Origin of the sequence: Paraburkholderia sp. DHOC27, assembly GCF_003429005.1 — a bacterium.
In the GTDB taxonomy this organism is placed as follows: domain Bacteria; phylum Pseudomonadota; class Gammaproteobacteria; order Burkholderiales; family Burkholderiaceae; genus Paraburkholderia.
In genome coordinates this window covers 114,634-131,103 of sequence record NZ_QVQV01000001.1, presented here as the reverse complement: position 1 = coordinate 131,103, position 16,470 = coordinate 114,634, and the positions used below count along the sequence as shown (strand labels likewise).

Here is a 16,470-nt window from a genome sequence, read left to right as displayed (position 1 = left end):
CGCGATAATAATGAGCAGGGTGCTGGAAAGGGACACGCTGATAATGGTCGAGCAGGGGGAGAACAAGAATGCGTTTCGTACGATACAGCTTGCTGGCATTGCTTTGCGTGTGTGCCTATGTTTCCAGTTCGGCGACCGGTTTCGCGCGGACCCCTGATGATCTCGCGCGTCAAACGTTTCCCCTTTCGATCATCGACAACCGCCCCTTTGTTAGCGTGCAGGTCGATGCACAGGGCCCATTCTCTTTCATTCTGGATACCGGCTCGTCGAGTTCGACCATCAGCACGGCTCTCGCGGAGAAGTTGAAGCTGGTCCCCACCAGCGCCGGCACCGGAACGGGAACCGGCGAGCAGCAACTGTCCTTTGACAACGTACATCTGAACGATGTGGCTGTGGGTTCGTTCTCCATCGGCGCCGTGGATGTTCCCGCAATGGACACGGTCAAACTTGCCCGCGTGATTGGCTTTCAGCATTTCGACGGCGTGCTGGGCACGGAGCTTTTCCAGAAGTACGTGTTGACGTTAGACGCCGCCCGCAGGCAGATCACGATTCAGGATCGCAATCACTTCAAGCCCGCGGCAAATGCGATCGCAATGCCTTTCTCGCTGGACGAGAACGCCATGCCCGTCGTGGAAGCTTCGGTTGATGGCATAAGCGCGTCGTTCCAGATTGATACCGGCGACCGTTTCAGTCTGACGCTGTTCGGTGCTTTCTGGCGCGCGCACCATCTGGACACGCAAATGGGCAAGACCGTCGAGGCGATGACGGGATATGGCGGTGGCGGCCCGATTCGTGGCATCGTCGGTCGCCCTGCACGGTTTTCAATGGGCGACCTGCCAGTACCCGCGCCGGTGACGCGCCTGTCGCTTCAGAAGGCGGGCGCTTTCACCCGAGGCGACCGTGCAGGCAGTATTGGAATGGGCATCCTGAAGCGATTCACGGTGTCCTTCGATTATGGGCGCCACGTCATGTGGCTTTCGAAGAATGCCGGCTTCGATGCGCCGGATCGCTACGATCGAAGTGGCATGTGGCTAGGGCTATCCGAACAGCAAGGGCTGCGCGTGGTGGATGTAACGGCCAACGGACCCGCAGCAAAGGCCGGTATCCAGGTCGGTGACATTGTGACGAAAGTCGGCGCGCTTCCCGCCGACGCGCAAAGCCTGTTCACGATACGCGAGATGCTCGAAGCGCCGCGCGTGGCGAGTGTGCCTGTCGTCGTCAGCCGGGCGAGCGGCGTGCAATCAACCCAGATGGTGCTTCAGGATCTGATCTCGCAGTAGCCGCGCAAACCATAGAACATACAAAGAGGGGCGTATATGGACGACAGCGGGAAAGAGACGCGACCGGCACTGAACCGGATACTTCTCTATGCCAGAGATATGCAAAAGACCTGCGCGTTCTATGTGCGCCATTTTGGCTTCGCATGTCAATGGGATGCCGACGGGAGAATAGCCGAGCTGATATCGCCGCAGGGTGGCGCCATTATGATGGTTCACCAGGCCGCAAAAGGACAAAAGAGCGGACAGGTGCTGGTGAAACTGGTCTTCGATGTTGAGGACGTCGAGGGCTTCAAGGAGCAATGTGCGAAAGACGGACTCGAATTTGGCGCGTCCCATCAAGCCGATGGTTACAGCTTTGCCAACGCCAAAGACCCTGACGGCAATTCCATTTCAATCTCCAGCCGGAGCTTTCGTCGCCAGTCGAAATAGATAAAACCACCCAACCCAGGAAGCACACTACCTGTGCGATACATTGTCAGGATTGCTGATGGGTTTCGCGGTGATCTATCTCGTACGCAAGCTGTTTGCCGAATCTGCCCACACTGAGCGAGGCGGCGTCGAGCGCGAGCACATGACATTGGTTCCAAAGAAATAGCCGGTCGCCTGCCGGCATTGCACACCGCAGGCGACCGTCACTCCCTCTAAAACTTATGCTTAAGCCCAACCGCTACGACCACCTGCTGATTTCCGGTAGCCGGGTTCAAGGTATAGACACCCGCATCGAACGCTGAAATGTTATTGCCGCCCCCCACGCGCTGATAGACCCCTTCGAGGTAAACGTCCGTGCGCGCTGAAAGCAGGTAATCGGCCTGCGCCATCACCTGATTCCAGTGCGGGGACGCATTGCCGGTTGCCGAATCGAACGAGGCCATCGTGTAGGTGTAGGAAGCACCCAGACTCAGGTTGGTTTGCAGAAAGTAGCGGCCGTTGACTTCAAAGTTGTCGAACTTGATGTAGTTGCCTGCCCCGTTCGAAGGTCCGGGCAGCGCGCCGTTGGCGGTACTGCCGCCGAACCAGAGACTCGACGGACTCTCGGTGGAACTGTGGGTCCAGAGCAGGCCAACGGACGACTTGCCGAACATATACTGCGCGCCCACGCCGAACATCCGTTGCAGGCCGCCTACCGTCAGCGCGTCGCCGTCGCCGGTGCTCACCGCGCCGGTTGCGTTCTGTGCGTTTGCGTCGCGGTTGATCTGCAGGTAGGAAGCCGCGAGATTGATCGGGCCGTACGTATAGGCGAGGCCCGCGCTATAGGCATTGTTGTTGGACACCTGGCCGGCCTGATTCGAGAAGGCGTACAAGGCGCCCACCTTCAGGCCGTCGAACGCGACGCTGGCGAACTTCACGGAGTTGTTCATCCGCATGTCGTTGTTCAGGTTGTCGTTGTCGTACGGGTGATCCGCCAGGTTGCCGCCAAAGCCGGACCCTGTCGCGCTGAGCGGCGCGAGGTAGGTCACCATGAAATCATATTGCCGCCCCAAGGTCACTGTGCCGTATTGGCTTGCGCTCAAGCCAACCCACGCCTGCCGGCCGAACAGATCGCCGCCGTTCTTGAACGTGCCGTTCGTGGAGTTGAAACCGTTTTCCAACCAGAACACGGCGCTCAAGCCACCGCCGAGATCTTCGCTGCCACGCAGGCCCCAACGCGGCGTATAGACGCTGCCGGCAAACTCCTGCCATTGCGTGCCGCCGCCCGCTGACGGCTTGGCTGCATTGCTACGGGCATTGTTGGTATAGAGAAGACTGGTGTCGATCAAACCGAACAGCGTGACGCTGCTTTGGGCATGCGCGGCGCTGGCGACCAGTAGCGACGCGGCGAGAGCAATACGCGGACATTTCATGAGATCTCTCCGTGATGGGACAGATTCAATACCACGCGGCAATTGGTGTAATTTAAACGGGCGGGGTACGGGGAAGGGGAACGCCAGAATACGCCACGGTCCGAAGGATTGCCTTTGCGGAAAAAGCGTTGGCCACGTCATAAAAATTTCACGGGCCCGGTGGTGCGCGCAGGGCGGCTCGCAGCGTTTTAATTTTGTTTACGCCGTGGCGGGCGTTGCGCGAACGCCACGTTGCTTAGAACATCTGATGAAATATCCAGTACAGAACGGCCGCGAGCGTGATTGACGCCGGCAAGGTCAGCACCCATGCGAGCACGAGATTGCGTACGGTGTTCCATTGCAGTCCCGAACCGTTAGCCGCCATCGTGCCGGCTATGCCGGAGGCAAGCACGTGCGTCGTCGAAACGGGCAGACCCCAGACGTCCGCTGCACCAATCGTGAGCATGGCCACCGTTTCGGCCGCGGCACCCTGTCCGTAGGTGAGATGTTGCTTGCCGATCTTCTCGCCCACGGTCACCACGATGCGTTTCCATCCCACCATCGTTCCGAGTCCCAATGCCATCGCAACGGCGACTTTCACCCATGACGGGATGAAGCGGGTGGCGTGGTCCATCTGTTTTCTGTATGCGTCGATGGCGGTTGCGTCATCCGGTGCGAACTTGATGGCCTTCGTTTTCTCGATCAGTTGCAGCGCTTCAGAAGCCACATACATGTTGTTGCGCACGTTATCCACGAGATCTTGCGGCAGGTTCGCAATGGAACCCGACTGCGCCACCTGATCGGCAATCGTGTCGGTGATCTGCTTGAGGGCCGGCAGCGTGTCCGGTTTTAAATGACGCGTGCCAATATAGGCTTCGAGCGCCAAGCGGGCGTCGGCAGGCGGCGCTACGTCGCCGGTGTAGCGGGCGAGCGCGCTGGATGCGTTGCGTGCGATAGCGACAAATGCCTGCGTTTCCGCAGGCGTCACGGTCCGATTCAGTGCGTACACCGTGGGCACGGTGCCGATCAGGATCAGCATGATGAGCCCCATGCCTTTCTGGCCGTCGTTCGAGCCGTGTGCAAACGACACGCCGGTGCAGGTCAAGATCAGCAGGGCCCGAATCCACAATGGCGGCGGCGCTTCGCCATTTGGCTCTTTATAAAGCTGCGGAATGTGCACGACCGCTTTCAATATGAGGAGCAATAGCGCCGAAAGAACGAAGCCGACGATGGGGGAAAACAGTAACGCTTTGCCCACACCGAGCGCCTGATCCCAATCCACGCCGCTCGTGCCCGATGGCCCCTGCATCAATTCGTTGGCCAGCCCCACGCCGATGATCGAGCCGATCAGCGTGTGCGAACTCGACGACGGCAAGCCCAGATACCACGTGCCAAGATTCCATACGATGGCCGCGACGAGCAACGCGAACACCATCGCAAAGCCCGCGCTTTGCCCAACCTTCAGAATGAGTTCGACGGGCAGCAGTTGCAGGATGCCGAAAGCAACCGCCCCCGTCGAAACGAGCACGCCGAGGAAATTCCAGATCCCTGACCAGATCACGGCGAGATGGGGATCGAGCGAGTTTGTATAAATGACCGTGGCGACGGCGTTCGAGGTGTCGTGAAAGCCATTCACGAACTCGAATCCGAGGGCGATCAGCAGCGCCACGCCAAGCAGCAGGTAAGGCAGGATGGAAGCCTGCCGGACGGGCCGGAGGTCAGCGGCCAGATGCGCCGCAACATACACGGCTCCGCACGCGAGGATGGCAAAGAAAACCGCAAAGCCGAGCTGGCGGCTGCGCCGGTTCGTGAGGCCCACCTCAGAGGAAGCGATGTCCGGCATGGCGAGCTCCGTCGGCGCGGAAAACCAGTCCACAGTGGCGATGCCTCGGCAAATCAGAGTGGGCTACGGCAGCCTGGGTGCTGCGACGAAATCAATGCCCAGGGACGTCGTGCCGGAAAACACGTCGAAATCGCTAAGGCCGAAAATGTACGACGGCGTGCCGTTGACGCTGGGGTCATAGGCAATGGTGTTCACCAGCGCTACCCGCACGCCTTTTTGCGGCACGAGGTAGCTTTGGCCGTCGTTCGTGAACGTTATCACGATCTGCCGAAGATCGTTCACGAGCAGTGAGTTGCTGACGGTTGGCACGGCGGGCGTGCCTTCCACGAAGTAGGGCGTGAAGCTGCTATTGCCCTGCCAGAGCCCGACGCGCTCTATCCCTCCAGAGACGAACGAATAGCCGACCACGTCGCCCAGTTCGTTGATACCCAACGCCCACGAATTGGGTTCGGTAGGCAGCGGTGGAAGGGGGGTGGTCGTGCCCGTCGCGCTTACGTATTTGAATGCCAGATACTGGAAGCCAGGCAGTATTTCGTATCCGACTATCACGCCAGAATCGTTCATGCCGGTCAGCACGGTTTGCAAACCACTTACGCTGATCTTGATGACGCTGGCTTTACCATTGCGGTAAAGGTAGTGGGTCTCGTTGCCGCTGGCATCAATGGATGCCACGATCAACAGACCAAAGTCGTTGATGGCCTGCACAAAACTGCTGACCTCGCCCTGCACGCGCGGAATCAGTTGCACGTTATTGCCGACGAACACGGCTGCCTGCTGATAGTAATTGACCGGGTCCGTGATGACATAGCCGCCCACCAGGCCAAGATGCGAGACCACGTTCGCATAGCCCGCTGCCAGTGCCTTGATGGTGCCGCCCTGGTACACCGAGACATAGCCGTTGGCGTTGCTGTCATAGGCCGTGCCGAAGACGCGGCCATCCAGCGTTGGCCCGAGTGGCGAAAAGAACGGGAGAAATCCCGCTGGAACCAGGTTGTCCAGATTCGTGAAACTGAATTTGACCGCGAAAGAAGCCCCAAGCGCTGCGGTGGCGCTGCCAGAGACGAGTGCCGCGGCGGACAGGTTTGCTGTGGAAGGCGGCAACGGTTGATAGCTCTTCGGATACTGGCTTGCCAGTGCAGCATAGGCGCTCGCCGGCATGGCGGCGACCTGTCCGGAAAGGCAGGGGTCACTCAGACTTGCACCGGCGGAATAGGCCTCCTGAAGATCCGCCGTGAGTTGCGCGCGCGTTCGTTGCGTGCGGTCCAGAAACTGCAAGCCATTGGGGCCACGATAAACGCAGCCTGCTCGCGTGTCGGAAGAGGGAGACGTCTGTGCGTGGGTGAGGGGCGTTGCGAATGCCAGCCCAGCGCAAAGGGTGAGCCCGATAAGCGTGTGCGAGAAGTTCATGACAGGACTCTCCGGATTCGAATGTGTGCCATGCGGAGGTGAGGCACAGACGCACCACGCCATTGCGTCGACGGTCGACGCAAAGCGTAGGGAACATTGAATTAAAGAAAAATCGGGAGTGCAGTGTTTCGAAGTATTGCCGGTTTTCTGGAAACGTCAACCACGTATGGTGATTGAAGCAGCCCATTAAGTGCGGGCTATCGGCATGCAATGACTCGCTGCGCTGCGCGCCTTAAACAAACTGCTCGATATACGCGCGCCGCACTCTCTCGACCACGGCAGTCCACGGCTCGCCCGCGGCTTGTCGAAACAGCCGTACGGTATCCGGATACCACGGCGAGTCGTCTCTGCCGTGCAGCCATCGCCAGTCCACGGCTGTTGCCGGCAGCAATATCCAGCATGGCCGACGCAGCGAAGCAGCGAGATGCGCGACCGACGTGTCTACGCACACCACCAGATCGAGCTGGCTGATGATGGCGGCGCTGTCGGCGAGGTCTTGCACGTCCGAGCCGAGGTGCAGAAGCGGCAAACTCGCGGGCGCGTCGTGCGCCTCGCTTTCTGCGGGGCCTTTCTGGAGACTCACGAAGTTCACCTCCGGCAGCGTCCAGAGCGAAGCCAGCGTCGCGAGCGAAGGCAGTGACCGATGCGCGTCGTTGTGATGCTGCGGATTGCCTTTCCACACGAGGCCGATCTTGCGGCCAGCGGGCAGCGTATCCAGCCTTGCCCGCCAGCGTTCGACGCTGCCCGGATCGAGCACGAAACGCGTGGCGGCGGGAATGGTTGCGAGCGTGGTGCGTGCATGCCACGGCGCGCTCATCAGGCTCGTCCAGCAGTCGTATTGCGCAGCTTGCGAGAGCGCCGTGTGCGGGTCCACGATACGATCGACGCCATCCACGCCGGTCATCAGCTTGCGCAAGACCGGCGCGCAGGCGAGCGTGATGGTGGCGGCTCCCCGCGCCTTGAGCAGTGCGAGATAACGGCTGAATTGAATCATGTCGCCGAGTCCGTCTTCCTGCCAGACCAGTAACGAGCGTCCTGTCAGCGGCTCGCCTTGCCATTGCGGACAATGCAGCAGGGTTCGCGAATTGTGATGCGCGAAACCGGGATGCTCGTAGCGCGACTCGTAGCGTTGCCATCCTTCTGCAAACTGGCCGGTGGCAAGCAGCAATGTGGCCAGATAAAAATGGGCGTCGGCATAGTCGGGACGCAACGCGAGGGCGCTTCTAAAGGCGGCTTCGGCTTCCGGCAGACGGTCGAGGCGCTTGAGGATGTTGCCAAGGTTGTAGTGCGCTTCAGCGTAACCGGCGCGTAGGCGCAGCGCCTGCTGAACGCACGCGACAGCCTCGCGTAGCCGGTCGAGCGCGGCGAGCATGACGCCGAGGTTGTGATGCGCTTCCGCGAGATCGGGGCGCAGTGCGATGGCTTGCCGATACGCCGCTTCGGCTTCAGGCAGTCGGCCCTGGGCATGCAATACATTGCCGAGGCTGTAGTAAGCCTCGCCAAAGCCAGGCCGATGCGATATGGCCTGACGCAACGCGGTTTCCGCTTCGGGCAACCGTTTGAGCTTGACTAGCAACGCGCCCAGGTTGGCGTGCGCCTCCACGTAATCGGATTGCACGGTGACGGCGAGCCGAAACGCGAGTTCGGCTTCGGTGAGCCGGTTGCTCGCCTCAAGGAGCGTGCCCAGGTTGTTGAGGGCGGCAGGGTAATGCGGCTTGATCAGCAACGCTTGCCGGTAGGCGGCGTCCGCTTCCGCGAGACGTCCCTGTTCCTTCAATACGTTGCCCAGGTTGTTGTGGGCTTCCGCGTAGTCCGGGTGTGCCGCCAGCGCAGCACGGTATGCAGTTTCGGCGTCGTGCAAACGGCGCAGATCGTGCAGCACGAGACCGAGATTGAAGTAGGCCTGCGCGTAGTCGGGACGAAGCGCGAGTGCCTGCCGGTACGCCGCCTCCGCGTCGGGCAACCGGCGCAGATCGTGAAGCAGGGTGCCGAGGTTGTTATGAACTTCCGCCATGCCGGGGCGCAGCGTTTGCAACGTACGGTAGACCGTCACTGCCTCTGGCAGGCGCTTGAGCGACTTGTACAGCATGCCGAGACCGTCATAGGCCGGTGCAAAATCGGGCTGTGTTTCGATGCACTGTCGCCAGTAGTTTTCTGCGTCCGCTACCCGGTTCAGACGCAGCGAGCAGGTCGCCGCAATGTTCAATGCATCGGCCTTCAACGCGTGCGCCGCTTCCGTGCTTGACTGTAGCGTGGGCGCGATCATTGCCAACGCGTCAGCAAATTTACCTTCCGCATAGAGCGACACCGCTCGTTGATTGCGGCTTTCAACTGCAAGCGCATGCTTGGACGCGTGGGGCATGGTGCGAGGGTGGTCGTCGTAGGAGAGTGCTGCGGCGCTCTTCAGCGCAGGTAGGCATATTACCTGACCCGCTACTGATGCGAATTCCAGGGATTGGGGAATGCGGGATCTCTGCGCTAAAGAAATGGCCAGTTTCTTCCGATATACACGTGGGCCTCGCTGAAGCGTCGAGGAAACCCGGCGTTCTTGTGAATACAGCGATCAACTCGATCAATTCGACGATACAGGATGTTGATTCAATCCCAATGGCCAATACCATCAGCAGTCAACTGAGCGCGACGGTGCTCTCCGCGACGAACGCCGGTACGCAGTCGGGGACTGTGACCCGCGCGGGTGGCGATGTCGAACAGGCAGTCGTCGAACAGGCCTCGGTGTCGCTGGATGCCAAACTGGGCTCCGCGACGGCCAACACCGCCGCCGGGCAACTTGCGCTGACGCTCGCGCAAATGCTGCAATCCACGACCACGGTCGACCCCACCACGGGCTACCGTGAAATGACAGACGGCGCCAACCAGCAACTCACGTCAGCGCTGAGCGCCTTCCTGCAGGCCAACGGCTTTAGCGCGCAACAGGCGGCTGCGAGCGTCAGCGGCCTCGCCGGGCAGCTTGCCGCGGGTGGGGACATCAACCTCTCGGCGGCGTTCCAAGACACGACGACCGCGAGCGCATCGTCGGCCGAGGTCTATGCGGGACAGTCCAGCTTAACGAGCGCCGTGGCGGTGAGCGAGCGTTCGGGGTCAGTGTCGATCGGCCTCGATCTGGAGACGGGGCAGCTCAGCGTATCGCTCACGGAGCAAAGCGGCTCGACGTACGGGCTCCTGGCCGCGAACATGGGCGGGGACGGTCAGGGGGCACCTTCCGTTGATAGCGCGGCTTATGTTGCCGGCGCGCCGAATGGATTGAATGGTGCGGATACCTCGAGCGCTGATTCGCCTTTGTCCGAGACGATGGCGTATTCGTATGTGATGTCGCAACAGGCATCCTCCTTCGATGCGCAGGGCAGTGTAGAGGCGATGAGTACCGCGAGCGGCAACACAGCGGTGGAATACGATTCACAGCGTGGCAGTGAAAACGCAGCATCCAATAGCTCAGGGAATGCGAACTACAACCTGTTCGACTGGTTGAACGCGAATTCGAAGCATCCGAGGCTCTACGGTGACGCCGACACGCAGGATGCCCTCAAGCGTATGAGTCAAGCCGCGAGTCAGACGAATGAAGGTGCATCGACGGGCGGCGTAGCGCAGACAGCGGCTACGCTGCAATCGGTGAGCGTGGGATTTTCGCAAGTGTTGTCCGTGCAACAACTGGATGCAACGGGACATGGCACGACGATTTTCAGACGCCCTGACGGCACGATCGCGAGCATGATGTCGCAACCTCTGCATGTATCCGCGTGACGGGTACTCGAAAAAAAGCGCGTGAGAAAGAGGCTTCCTGAGTCAGCCAGCAAACCTCTTTTCCCACGGCTTCACTAGCGTCGCGCATTTGCTTGCACGACTTACAGACCGCAGCGCACCCCCAAGAAGCCGGTGAATTCACCTCAAAATGGACAAGGCACTCCGACTTCTACGAATTTCCTTCGTACCTGATTTCTAGCAAGGCTTGTCGCACTTCCTCGATCACTGGCTCCCAGTGGTCCAGTTCTCGCTGGCGGAACACACGCATCGAGGGATACCAGGGCGTGTCGGTCCGGTCGCCGAGCCATCGCCACTGGGCATAGGCAGGGACGAGAACCCATACGGGACGCCCAGCCGCACCCGCGAGGTGCGCAACAGACGTATCAACGGTAATCAAAAGGTCAAGCGTTTCGAGGATGGCGAGCGTATCCATGAAGTCGTCTATCAACGGACCCAGGGTATGGATATCGAACTCGTTCGCAAGCGCTTCAGATTCGGTCTCACGCGGACCTTTCTGCACTGAATACCACGACGTCTCAGGTGACGAGAACAGAGGCTTGAACAAGTCCAGTTGAATTGACCTGAATCGGTCCCAGATGTAACGCGCTCTTCCCGCCCACGCCACGCCGATGCGAAGGCCTTTCACATTGCCCGGAGGCGTTGACATCGAATCAAGGCGACTGCGCCAGTGGTGCACCTTCTCCGGTGTCGGGAAGAGGTACGGAATCGTGACAGCCGGCAACATCGACACCTCGAGTCCCATGTACTCCGGTATCTTCATCAGGTAGGTCCAGTAGTCGTATTGCCCCGCTGGCGCCGTGGACGAATAGACTGCCCTGATGCACTTCATGGATGCGAAGATTCCCGCAAGTCGGCCTGTCACGAGCAGATCTATCCTGGCACCCTGCGCGGATAGCCACTCCGCGAACCTGATGCATTGAATCTTGTCGCCATCACCCTGTTCACCGACCAGCAGAATTTCGCACCCTTCGAGAGGTTCGCCGTTCCATTCCTGTATGCCGAGCGGTATCACCAATTCAGGGTTTGGCAGTGCATAGATTGCCTTGTGCCGTTTCCATCCTTCCTTGAATTCACCGCGCGCAAGCTCCAACCCGGCAAGGTGATATTGCATTTCCAGATTTTCCGGCCAGAGCCGGACGGCTTCCATGCTGTGCGACAGGCTTTCCTCCGCTCTTCCACAGACGCCAAGCGTGAGTGCTGCGTAGTGATGTAACGGCGCCGACCTCGGCGCGACGATGAGCCCATGACGTATCACATCCAGCGCTTCGGTATGCAGATAATGTTTGTACAACACAAACGCTAGTCTCTCCAATGCAGGCACGTTATCCGCAAACCGCCGCTTCATTTCGTCAACGACTTCCTCAAGCCGTTTGCTACGACCGACTTTTGCGAGAGCCGTGATCAGAGAGATTCCGTCTAGCGGGTCCGCTGGATTGAGTTTCCATGCGTGATCCCAATAGTTTGCCGAACCGACGTTATCGCCAAACTGCTCACAAATTTGAGCCAGCGCGCGATTTGCATGATGCAGCTGCGGTTCGAGTGCAATCACTCTCAGGTATTGCTCCCTGGCTTCGAGCGACCGGCCAGACAGGAGAAGACAATCACCCAGATTCCTGTGCAGCGTGACTGTGCCACCAGCAATGCGAATGGCCCGTTGATAGCAGATCTCTGCACGCCCATATGCGCCTCTGCTTGCCGCAATCAATCCTGCGTGTTCCCACAGTTCTGCATTATCGGGTGCGACTCGCAGTGCCGACTCAATGTAAGTCTGTGCCTCATCGAACCTGTTTCCATGTACAGCCGCGAGTGCCAGGCGGTGTAAAGCGTGCGAATGATCAGGGCAGTTGCGCAGCACGATCTGATAAAGCTCTACGGCTTTTTCCAGACGACGAACCCCAAATTCCGCATCGGCACTTGCGACGATATCGCTTATGTCCAGGTCTCCAACGGGTCGAGTCGTGCAAGAGGGATGAAGGATTGTTTGTGCGCCGGGTGCAACGCGTTCGTCGTGTGAATCCTGAGCCATTTTTCTTTGCCTGTCAGTTGATGGTGCAACACGATTGGCGCTCCTGCGCGGTCCACAGGGATGACAGGAGCGAAGGCTGATTCAGGATGACTTACTGTGTATATGTCGCCACGATTGTGGCTTCAGCAATGTCTGTGGACGGGCTGACGGTTGCGTAAGGCTACTAAGTCTCTCATTGTTCATATTCTGGGTACCCCTGCTTATACGTTTGGTATTCGAAACGAACGCTTACACGCACTGGGACGCGAAGGCGTTCATCACAAAGCGTAGTTATTTTGAAAACGGGGATGTACCAGATGAGGCTGCTTTGTATGAGAGGCGAGTTACCCGCGTCGTAGGAAACAGCAACACGTTTCAATCGCAAACAACTAAGCGCGCCTAAATTAAATAACGAGCCTGTTCAAGCTTCAATCCGAGCATTAGTGTTTGGCGGCAAGTGGATCAGATTCTGCTTGCACAAGGCAGTGTAGAAGCGATGAGTACCGCAAGCGGAGTTAGCAAAAGGGCGATGAACCCAACGACGGAGCGCGCAGCGCGACGCGGAGCGGATGACTGCTGTGTCACGAAGAGGGAAGATGCGAGAGCGCGTCTCGTCTCGGACCACCTCGATATGAGGCGAGTGGTGGACACCTACAAGCTGGCGGTGTGAGCCCGCTTTCTTTTGCCTACTTTTCTTTGCGGCGGCAAAGAAAAGTAGGTGCCGCCCCGCACAGGGGCAACACAAATAGACCAATAAGAAATCAAGGAAAGGCCAAAAGTAAAGGCCAGAAAGAGAAAGACCAAACAGAGAAGGATAAAAAAAACGACGACAAACCAAATCCAGATAGCACTACAAAACACAGGTAGACTTACAAAAGGCTAAAACCTGACCACTCGACCATGCAACCACCGCCGGCCAGTCACGATCCGACCACTGAACCGGACCCACGCAACGCGAACGGGATAGCGTATCTGTTCGGCTCGTTTCGCCTGATCCCATCGCAGCAAACCTTGCTCGACGGAGACTCACGGGTAGTAATCGGCGGCCGCGCGCTCGATTTGCTGACAGCGCTGGTCGAGCGGCGCGGCGAACTCATCACCAAGAAAGAGCTGATGGCGCGCGCCTGGCCGCGCAGCGTGGTGGAGGAAAGCAATCTCAAGGTGCACATCGCCGCGCTGCGCAAAGCGCTCGGTGAAGGGCCGCAGACTCAGCGCTTCGTGGCAACAGTCGTAGGCCGTGGCTACCGGTTCGTTGCTCCCGTCGAGCACGAAACGATGCCGCTTGCCGGGGCACCACTGGATACGCACCTCCGTGTCGCACACAATGTTCCCGCTGCTCTCGTGCGGCCCATCGGACGAACCGAGGCCATTCGCGATCTGCTGAGCCGCCTCGCGCGCGTGCGGCTGCTGACGGTAACAGGCCCCGGTGGCATCGGCAAAACCACCGTCGCGCTGGCGGTCGCGCACGAAATGGTCGAGGCGGGCGAGCACGACGTCTGGTTCGTGAATCTGTCCCGGCTCTCCGCGCCGGGTTTCGTGCCTCACGCGGTGGCCAATGCAGTGGGCCTCGCCGTCCACTCCGACGACATACCACGGGCGCTGGCCAATTACTTCCGTCTGCGGAATCGGCCGCAGCTGGTGATACTCGATAGTTGCGAGCATGTGATCGAGGCCGTCGCGATTCTCGCCGAGCAGATCACGGCGGCGGCGCCGCAAATGCATGTGCTCGGCACGAGCCGCGAGCCGCTGCAGGTGGTAGGGGAGCACGTCTACCGTCTGGAACCGCTCGAAACGCCGCCCGATTCCGCGCGTCTCACCGTGGACGAAGCGCTCCAGTATTCCGCCGTCGAACTGTTCGTGGAACGTGCCACGGCCGCAAGCGGCGCGTTCACGCTCACTGACGAAGCCGCGCCCGCCGTTGCGCAGATTTGCCGGCGCCTCGATGGGATTGCGCTGGCCATCGAGCTGGCGGCCACGCGGCTGGACGCGTTCGGCGTGCAAGAGTTGCTCCACCTCCTCGACGACCGCTTTGCCACGCTCGCGCAAGGCAGCCGCACCGCACCCGAGCGCCAGAAGACCTTGCTCGCCACGCTCGACTGGAGCCATCAGTTGTTGCCCGAAGTCGAGCGCGTCGTGCTGCGCCGGCTCGGTATATTTCCGGGGGTCTTTTCGCTGGGTTCGGCGGCAGCGGTGGGGGGAGATGACACCCTGCCTTATGCCAGGGCGATCGACGCCGTCGCGAGCCTCGTGGCCAAGTCGATGCTGTCCGCCAACGCGGCGTCGGATTCGATGCGATATCGTCTGCTCGATACCACCCGCGATTACGCGAGGCGCAAGCTCGTCGAGGCAGGCGAATGGGACACCGTAGCGCGTTGCCATGCCGTGCATTTCCTCGACGTCTATGCGCGTACGGAAGAATGCTGGAGCCGGCCGCCCGACGCACGCTGGCTGGAAGACCATAAGCCCACCCTCGACGATGTGCGCGCCGCCCTGAACTGGGCGTTCTCCACGCAAGGCGACGCCGCGCTCGGCATTGCGCTCACTGTCTCCGCAATACCCGCTTGGGTCCGGCTCTCCTCGCTGGAAGAGTGCCGTAGCCGCGTCGAATACGCTCTCCAGCGCGCGGAGGGCGGCACGTGCACGCCGCTATCCGCGCTGCCGGTGTCTGCATTCGATACCCAGCGCATGAAACTCTACACGGCGCTGGCAGCCTCCGCGCTGTACACGCGTGGGATGGTCTCGCAAGTCGATTCTGCGTGGACCAATGCGTTTGCCATCGCCGAACGTCTGGATGATAAGGAATACCAACTACGTTCGATGTTTGCCGGGTGTTGTGGTCTGGTCTATGCGGGACGGCACGGTGAAGCGGACGAGTTGCTGCGGAAATTCCGTGCCATCGCGCAGGCCACGCACAACGAAGTGTCGATCTCGGAGGGCAGCCGGATCACGGCGTTTGCCTGGCATCACATGGGCCGGCAGGCCGAGGCCCGGCGCCTCGTGGAAGCGGTGCTCGAATGGTATGCCGCGCCCAGCCACCGGTCGCCCCTGTCGGATAACCATGTGAGGGGACTCGAGGGCACGCGCTCGTTGATGGCCAGCGTTTTATGGTTTCAGGGCTTTCCCGAGCGTGCGCGCGCAGAGGCACAAAGAGCGCGCGACGATGCGCAGGCGGGAGGGCATACGCTGACCGTTGGTTACGTGCTGGTGTTTGCCTTCATCCCGCTGGCGCTTTACGCAGGCGATCTCGATGCGGCGCAGGAGGCCATGATCACGTTGCAGGACAGCGTGGCCAGCAACGATCTGATTCTGTTCGACGCCATGACGCGTGGCTTGCATGGCGCGGTGCTGCTGAAGAAACAGGATCCGGCCGGCCTTGCCATCCTCTCCGATGCGCTGGAGCAACTCCGGCGCGAGCATATCGGCATGCGTTACTCCATGTTCGCCGGCCTCTACGCGCAGGGTTTGCTCGGCTTTGGACGAGAGAGGGAAGCGTTGACGACGATCGAGGAAGCCCTCGCCTGGTCGAAGGCGCACGACGAACTGTGGTGCATCGCAGAGCTATTGCGGATCAAGGGCGACATTCTTGCCGGGGCGAGCGGACTCGATCCGCTGGGCGAGTCCGAAGCGCTGTATTGGCAGGCGCTCGAAAGCGCGCAACAGCAAGGTGCGCTGTTCCTCGAGCTGCGCGCGGCAATGAGCATGGCCCGTCTGAAACACCGGCAGGGTGAAACCGCGCAGGCCGAGTCCGTGCTCGTAGCGGCCTACGATAAATTCACGGAGGGGTTTGCCACCGCCGATCTGCAACAGGCGCGAGCGTTGCTCGATAGTTTCCAGATCGGCCTGCGCACGACTGACTCGTAGCGTCGCGATCAACTGCAGCGGTCCGCTAAAGAAATCAAACACCGCTGCCGTTAACCTGTATTGGGCAGCTTTCGGGTATTTTCCTGCGACGCTGGCGCGCATTGCCCCGCGCCGCCGCGTCGCATCGTTTCGCGTTGAACTCAAGGCTCATGCAGATACAGTCCACCACTTCTGCTGCGACGGCAGCACTCGGGACGAGCAGCACGGTCGCGTCGAATTCTGCCAACAGCGGTGTCGATACAGGCACGTCGACGACGAACACCGCGTCCGGCGGCGCGTCATCCAGCACATCGTCTAACGGATCTTCCGGCACGTCGTCCAGCGGTTCCACGTCCTCATCGGGTTCGACCACGTCCTCCACATCCTCCACGACTTCAAGCAGCGCGAGCGGCAAGGGCGGCGGCGGCGGCGGTGGTGGTGGAGGAGGCGGCAGCAGTTCGTCCACCTCGAGTTCCACGACGACCTCGGAGATTG

Annotated in this window: 10 protein-coding genes; 4 read left to right on the top strand and 6 right to left on the bottom strand. The window is 60.2% G+C overall.

Annotated elements, in window-relative coordinates; genetic code table 11:
• Window positions 1-68: 68 nt before the first annotated feature.
• Window positions 69-1,280: a PDZ domain-containing protein gene (locus D0B32_RS00500; RefSeq protein ID WP_117331733.1), complete on the top strand. Its 1,212-nt coding sequence runs from the start codon at window positions 69-71 to the stop codon at window positions 1,278-1,280.
• A gap of 36 nt (window positions 1,281-1,316) precedes the next feature.
• The gene (locus D0B32_RS00495; RefSeq protein ID WP_117331732.1) at window positions 1,317-1,709 is read left to right on the top strand and encodes a VOC family protein; all 393 of its coding nucleotides are present in this window, start codon (window positions 1,317-1,319) and stop codon (window positions 1,707-1,709) included.
• Between the two features lie 212 nt (window positions 1,710-1,921).
• Here D0B32_RS00495 and D0B32_RS00490 read toward each other — a convergent pair whose 3' ends face one another.
• The 4 genes from D0B32_RS00490 to D0B32_RS00475 all read right to left on the bottom strand — a co-directional run bounded on the left by D0B32_RS00490 (window position 1,922) and on the right by D0B32_RS00475 (window position 8,712).
• A complete protein-coding gene (locus tag D0B32_RS00490) occupies window positions 1,922-3,121 on the bottom strand; it encodes a porin (protein WP_117331731.1) in 1,200 nt (399 codons plus the stop codon).
• Between the two features lie 235 nt (window positions 3,122-3,356).
• Window positions 3,357-4,943 carry an inorganic phosphate transporter gene (locus D0B32_RS00485; RefSeq protein WP_117331730.1) on the bottom strand — a complete coding sequence of 529 codons (1,587 nt, stop codon included), beginning with the start codon at window positions 4,941-4,943 and terminating at the stop codon, window positions 3,357-3,359.
• Window positions 4,944-5,006: 63 nt separating this feature from the next.
• Window positions 5,007-6,350 carry a hypothetical protein gene (locus D0B32_RS00480; RefSeq protein ID WP_147329459.1) on the bottom strand — a complete coding sequence of 448 codons (1,344 nt, stop codon included), beginning with the start codon at window positions 6,348-6,350 and terminating at the stop codon, window positions 5,007-5,009.
• 232 nt (window positions 6,351-6,582) lie between these two features.
• Window positions 6,583-8,712: a tetratricopeptide repeat protein gene (locus D0B32_RS00475; protein ID WP_117331728.1), complete on the bottom strand. Its 2,130-nt coding sequence runs from the start codon at window positions 8,710-8,712 to the stop codon at window positions 6,583-6,585.
• Window positions 8,713-8,957: 245 nt separating this feature from the next.
• On the opposite strand from D0B32_RS00475, the gene D0B32_RS00470 reads away from it, so the two are divergent.
• On the top strand, window positions 8,958-10,109 hold the full coding sequence (locus tag D0B32_RS00470; protein WP_117331727.1) for a hypothetical protein: 1,152 nt from the start codon (window positions 8,958-8,960) through the stop codon (window positions 10,107-10,109).
• Window positions 10,110-10,278: 169 nt separating this feature from the next.
• Here the strand turns inward: D0B32_RS00470 and D0B32_RS00465 are convergent, their stop codons facing one another.
• The gene (locus D0B32_RS00465; protein ID WP_117331726.1) at window positions 10,279-12,156 is read right to left on the bottom strand and encodes a tetratricopeptide repeat protein; all 1,878 of its coding nucleotides are present in this window, start codon (window positions 12,154-12,156) and stop codon (window positions 10,279-10,281) included.
• Between the two features lie 879 nt (window positions 12,157-13,035).
• Here D0B32_RS00465 and D0B32_RS00460 point away from each other — a divergent pair.
• The gene (locus D0B32_RS00460; protein ID WP_117331725.1) at window positions 13,036-15,996 is read left to right on the top strand and encodes a winged helix-turn-helix domain-containing protein; all 2,961 of its coding nucleotides are present in this window, start codon (window positions 13,036-13,038) and stop codon (window positions 15,994-15,996) included.
• 34 nt (window positions 15,997-16,030) lie between these two features.
• On the opposite strand, the gene D0B32_RS00455 is transcribed toward D0B32_RS00460, so the two are convergent.
• Window positions 16,031-16,453: a hypothetical protein gene (locus D0B32_RS00455; RefSeq protein ID WP_117331724.1), complete on the bottom strand. Its 423-nt coding sequence runs from the start codon at window positions 16,451-16,453 to the stop codon at window positions 16,031-16,033.
• Between the last annotated feature and the right edge of the window lie 17 nt (window positions 16,454-16,470).